This is a genomic window from Arthrobacter sp. H5, assembly GCF_000520595.1.
Lineage (GTDB): Bacteria > Actinomycetota > Actinomycetes > Actinomycetales > Micrococcaceae > Arthrobacter_D.
In genome coordinates this window covers 1-5727 of sequence record NZ_KI915008.1, presented here as the reverse complement: position 1 = coordinate 5727, position 5727 = coordinate 1, and the positions used below count along the sequence as shown (strand labels likewise).

The 5727-nt window shown below is 59.1% G+C and carries 2 protein-coding genes and 1 rRNA gene; all 3 read left to right on the top strand.

The genetic code is table 11. The features are described 5' to 3' along the window. On the top strand, window positions 1-2155 hold a 2155-nt coding region (locus Y708_RS25520), incomplete at its 5' end, for a HelD family protein (RefSeq protein ID WP_035776578.1). Window positions 2156-2168: 13 nt separating this feature from the next. After that, window positions 2169-3488, top strand: a complete 1320-nt coding sequence (gene tyrS, locus Y708_RS0115315; protein ID WP_028280599.1) for a tyrosine--tRNA ligase — start codon at window positions 2169-2171, stop codon at window positions 3486-3488. 461 nt (window positions 3489-3949) lie between these two features. After that, window positions 3950-5475, top strand: a 16S ribosomal RNA gene (locus Y708_RS0115310). Window positions 5476-5727 lie beyond the last annotated feature (252 nt).

Here is a 5727-nt window from a genome sequence, read left to right as displayed (position 1 = left end):
GCGCCAGCTGGACGAGGTCCGCCGTTCCGTATCGGCCGGGTCGCACCAGAACCGCTCCGAGCGCGATGCCTTCGCCACCATGTATGAGGACCGGCTGGCGCAACTTAATGCGGTGGATGACCGGTTGGTGTTTGGGCGCCTCGATCTGGACGATGGCGCTGAGCGCTATATCGGGCGGATCGGCCTCTCCACCGAGGAACTCCAGCAGCTCATGGTGGACTGGCGCGCGCCCGAGGCGGGCACGTTCTATCAGGCCACTGCCTTCGAGCGAATGGGGGTGCGCCGTCGTCGTCATCTGATTCTGTCCGGACGCGACGTTAAAGCCATTGAAGACGACGTGCTGGATGCCGCCATGCTCACCGAGGATGAGTCCCTCCAAGGCGAGGGAGCACTGCTTGCCGCACTGAATTCCAGGCGCACCGGCCAGATGTCGGACATCGTGGGCACCATCCAATCCGAGCAGGACCGCATTATCCGCGCTCCGCTCTCCGGAGTGGTGGTTGTCCAGGGTGGACCGGGAACCGGCAAGACGGCGGTGGCTCTCCACCGGGCCGCTTACCTGCTCTATACCCACCGGGAGCGTTTGAAATCGGCGGGCGTGCTGCTGGTGGGCCCCACCACCGCCTTCATGAGATACATCGAGCGAGTGTTGCCATCCCTGGGTGAGACCGGCGTGGTCATGTCCAGTATCGGCAATCTGATGCCGGGAATCCGCGCCGTGCCTGAGACGGATGAAGCCACGGCTGCGCTGAAGGGCCGCCTGGAAATGCTGAACCTGGTCAAACAAGCCGTCGCAAACCGCCAGCGCATCCCCGCGGAAGACCGGAAGCTGAACGTTGAGGGCACCATCCTGATGCTGACCCCACGGCAGGTACGCCGTGCAAGGGATCGCGCCCGCGCCACAGGAAAGCCCCACAACGAGGCACGGCTCACGTTCGTGAAGATCCTGCTGCGCGAGCTGACCGAGCAGTTGACGGAGCAGCTCGAAGAATCTTCAGGCGCGGGAAACACCGCTGACCGTTCGTACCTCGCGGAAGACGTCCGGAGCTCGCGCGACGTGCGGATCGCCGTCAATCTGGCCTGGATGCCCATGACTCCGGAGAAGCTGATCCGTGATCTCTTCAGCAAGCCAGCCCAGCTGGAGGCGGCTGCTCCGGACCTTTCCTCCGTGGAGCTGGCGCTGCTGCACCGCCCGGAGAACTCACCATGGACCGAAGCTGACGTTCCGCTGCTGGATGAGGCCGCGGAACTGCTGGGCGAGTTGGATGCGTCCGCAGGACGGAACGCGGCGGAGAAGGAACAGGAACGGATCCGGGACCTCGCCAACGCGGAGCGAACCCTTGAGAATGTCAATGAGTCACTCAAGGACTCTGGGGTGGACGGCGTATTGACTGCCGAAGACCTGGTGGACCACAATGCCGTGGCTGACGCACGCCTTACCGCGGCCGAGCGTGCATCAGGCGACCGGAACTGGGCGTTTGGGCATATCGTGATCGACGAGGCACAGGAACTCTCACCCATGCAGTGGCATCTCCTGATGAGGCGCTGTCCGCTCAAATCCTTCACGATCGTGGGTGACATTGCGCAGACCAGTTCCGCCGCGGGGTCCAATTCCTGGCAACAGGCACTGGAGCCGTTCGTGGGGGAACGCTGGCAGCTCGAGGAATTGACAGTCAACTACCGCACGCCTGCCCAAATCGCGGAGGCCGCCGTCCGGATGGCCAACGCCGCCGGGTTGGTGGTGACAGCACCGAAGGCGGTTCGCGACGGCCGGTGGGACCCCGTCGTCGACCGCGTTCCGGATCTCATACCCGCACTGGTCAGAGCGCTGCCGGAGGAGCTGGACGCGATTGACGGCGGACTGCTCGCGGTGATCGCTCCAATGCGGCACGTGAATGCGATCCGTGAATCCCTGGCCGGTGTCTATGGCGACCGTGTGGGACAGGGCGCCGGAGGACTTGGCCAGGACATCGTGGTCACCACTCCCAGGGAAGCCAAAGGATTGGAATTCGACGGCGTGGTGGTTGTAGAGCCGGCAGAAATGCTGGATCCGGGTTCCGCGCGTGTCGGGGATCTTTACGTGGCCATGACCCGTCCAACGCAGCGCCTGCGTCTCATTGCCACCGGTGTTGTGCCCGAAGGCATCGAAGGCTGATAATTTGGATGCTGTGCCGCAGCAAACAGAAGAACTGATCCCACAGCAAAACGACGCCTCCTTTGACAACATCTGGCAGGAGTTGAAGTGGCGTGGCCTTGTCCACGTCTCAACAGACGAGGCGGAGTTGGAGCGGGTACTTTCCGGCGATCCAATCACGTACTACTGCGGGTTTGATCCGACTGCGCCATCCCTGCACCTGGGCAATCTGGTGCAGCTTCTGCTGATGCGGCGGCTCCAGTTGGCCGGCCACCNCGGCCACCTGCCGCTCGGCCTGGTTGGCGGGTCAACGGGACTCGTGGGTGACCCCCGGCCCACGGCGGAACGCACCATGAACACCAAGGAAACCGTCTCTGAATGGGTCGGTTACCTGCACGGGCAGGTGCAGCGGTTCCTGAGCTTCGAAGGCAGTAACGCCGCCCGCATGGTGAACAACCTGGACTGGACTGCGCCCATGTCGGTGCTGGACTTTCTCCGGGACGTCGGCAAGCACTACCGCGTTGGCACCATGATGAAGAAGGACGCTGTCGCTTCCCGGCTGAACTCCGACGAAGGAATCAGTTACGCCGAGTTCAGCTACCAGATCCTGCAGGGTATGGACTACCTGGAACTGCACCGGCAGTACGGCTGCGTTCTTCAGACCGGTGGTTCGGATCAGTGGGGCAATCTCACCAGCGGAACCGAACTGATTCGCAAGGTGGAGGGGAAAGCCGTCAATGCGATCGGTACGCCGCTCATCACCAATTCTGACGGCACCAAGTTTGGAAAGAGCGAAGGAAATGCGATCTGGCTTGATGCCGCGATGTGCAGCCCCTACGCCATGTACCAGTTCTGGCTCAACACAGCCGATGGCGACGTTGTGGAACGCCTGAAGATCTTCACCTTCAGGTCGCGCCCGGTCATTGAACAGTTGGGTGGGTCCGCAGTAGAGCGTCCGCACCTGCGGGAGGCTCAGCGCGCACTTGCCTTTGACGTCACATCGCTGGTGCACGGGGTCGACGCGACTCATAAGGTCATCGCCGCGTCCGCTGCCCTCTTTGGACAGGGGGAACTCGGCGAGCTGGATGAGGCAACGCTGACTGCTGCGATCGCCGAGCTTCCGGTTGCACGGGTGGACTCAGATGGACTTGGCATCGTTGACGTGCTTGTGGCGAGCGGACTGGTTGCGAGCAACTCGGCCGCACGGCGGACGATCGCGGAAGGTGGTGCCTACGTGAACAACCTCAAGGTGAATGATCCTGATGCTGTGATCAGCAGCAGCCAATTGCTGCACGGACGGTTTTTGCTGCTTCGCCGTGGCAAAAGGACGCTTGCGACGGTCGAGGTTTCGTAGCCTCACAACCGATTTGCGCAGTCGCTGAAGGCCGTGTAAAGTTTTCTGAGTTGCTTCGCTTGAGTGGCAGCAAACCCCATCGAAACTTCAAAGTGGTTTGGGCGTGTGCACAGCACAGAAGCCTGAATTTACTTGATATTTCGGTGGGCGGAATTGGTTCTTGTTTGACAAATTCGAGAAATACATGGATTTGACAGATGAATTCTAATGAAATAGATTTACACAAGTAGCAGCGAGGAAATGCAAATTGAAAGAATAATTTGCGGAATTACTTGAATTGCTTCTGTTGTTTGAGAACTCAATAGTGTGCCATGTTTGTTGATACCGATTGTTTTTTGATTGGTTGAATTTGGCCATGTGATGCCTTTTGTGGTGTTGTGTGGTTGTTTTTGGCTGGTTTCGAATTTTGTGCGTGCCTGTTGCCGATTTTTCCTTGGTGGTGGGTGCGTGTCTGTTTTTCATTTACGGAGAGTTTGATCCTGGCTCAGGATGAACGCTGGCGGCGTGCTTAACACATGCAAGTCGAACGATGATCTCCAGCTTGCTGGGGGGATTAGTGGCGAACGGGTGAGTAACACGTGAGTAACCTGCCCTTGACTCTGGGATAAGCCTGGGAAACTGGGTCTAATACTGGATGTGACCTTTTGCCGCATGGTGATTGGTGGAAAGTTTTGGTGGTTTTGGATGGACTCGCGGCCTATCAGCTTGTTGGTGGGGTAATGGCCTACCAAGGCGACGACGGGTAGCCGGCCTGAGAGGGTGGACGGCCACACTGGGACTGAGACACGGCCCAGACTCCTACGGGAGGCAGCAGTGGGGAATATTGCACAATGGGCGAAAGCCTGATGCAGCGACGCCGCGTGGGGGATGAAGGCCTTCGGGTTGTAAACCTCTTTCAGTAGGGAAGAAGCGTAAGTGACGGTACCTGCAGAAGAAGCGCCGGCTAACTACGTGCCAGCAGCCGCGGTAATACGTAGGGCGCAAGCGTTATCCGGAATTATTGGGCGTAAAGAGCTCGTAGGCGGTTTGTCGCGTCTGCCGTGAAAGTCCGGGGCTTAACTCCGGATCTGCGGTGGGTACGGGCAGACTAGAGTGATGTAGGGGAGACTGGAATTCCTGGTGTAGCGGTGAAATGCGCAGATATCAGGAGGAACACCGATGGCGAAGGCAGGTCTCTGGGCATTAACTGACGCTGAGGAGCGAAAGCATGGGGAGCGAACAGGATTAGATACCCTGGTAGTCCATGCCGTAAACGTTGGGCACTAGGTGTGGGGGACATTCCACGTTTTCCGCGCCGTAGCTAACGCATTAAGTGCCCCGCCTGGGGAGTACGGCCGCAAGGCTAAAACTCAAAGGAATTGACGGGGGCCCGCACAAGCGGCGGAGCATGCGGATTAATTCGATGCAACGCGAAGAACCTTACCAAGGCTTGACATGAACCGGAACAGCGCAGAGATGTGTTGGCCACTTGTGGCCGGTTTACAGGTGGTGCATGGTTGTCGTCAGCTCGTGTCGTGAGATGTTGGGTTAAGTCCCGCAACGAGCGCAACCCTCGTTCCATGTTGCCAGCGGGTTATGCCGGGGACTCATGGGAGACTGCCGGGGTCAACTCGGAGGAAGGTGGGGACGACGTCAAATCATCATGCCCCTTATGTCTTGGGCTTCACGCATGCTACAATGGCCGGTACAAAGGGTTGCGATACTGTGAGGTGGAGCTAATCCCAAAAAGCCGGTCTCAGTTCGGATTGAGGTCTGCAACTCGACCTCATGAAGTCGGAGTCGCTAGTAATCGCAGATCAGCAACGCTGCGGTGAATACGTTCCCGGGCCTTGTACACACCGCCCGTCAAGTCACGAAAGTTGGTAACACCCGAAGCCGGTGGCCTAACCCCCTTGTGGGGAGGGAGCTGTCGAAGGTGGGACCGGCGATTGGGACTAAGTCGTAACAAGGTAGCCGTACCGGAAGGTGCGGCTGGATCACCTCCTTTCTAAGGAGCACCTCAACGCATCAGGCGGGTCTTAGGGGCTTGTTGGTTGGTGGTTGTAGGAGTTAGCCCATTGCGCAGGCGTTTGTTCTGCGGTGGGTGCTCATGGGTGGAATATCAGCAAATAGCGGCCGCCGGTTTCGTTCCGGCATTTAGTACGGATGTGCTTCCTTTTTCCTCTTTGGAGGGGTGGGGGGTGTGTTGTGGAACGGTGCGGGGAGGGTATGGGCGGTTTTGTGTGTGGCACACTGTTGG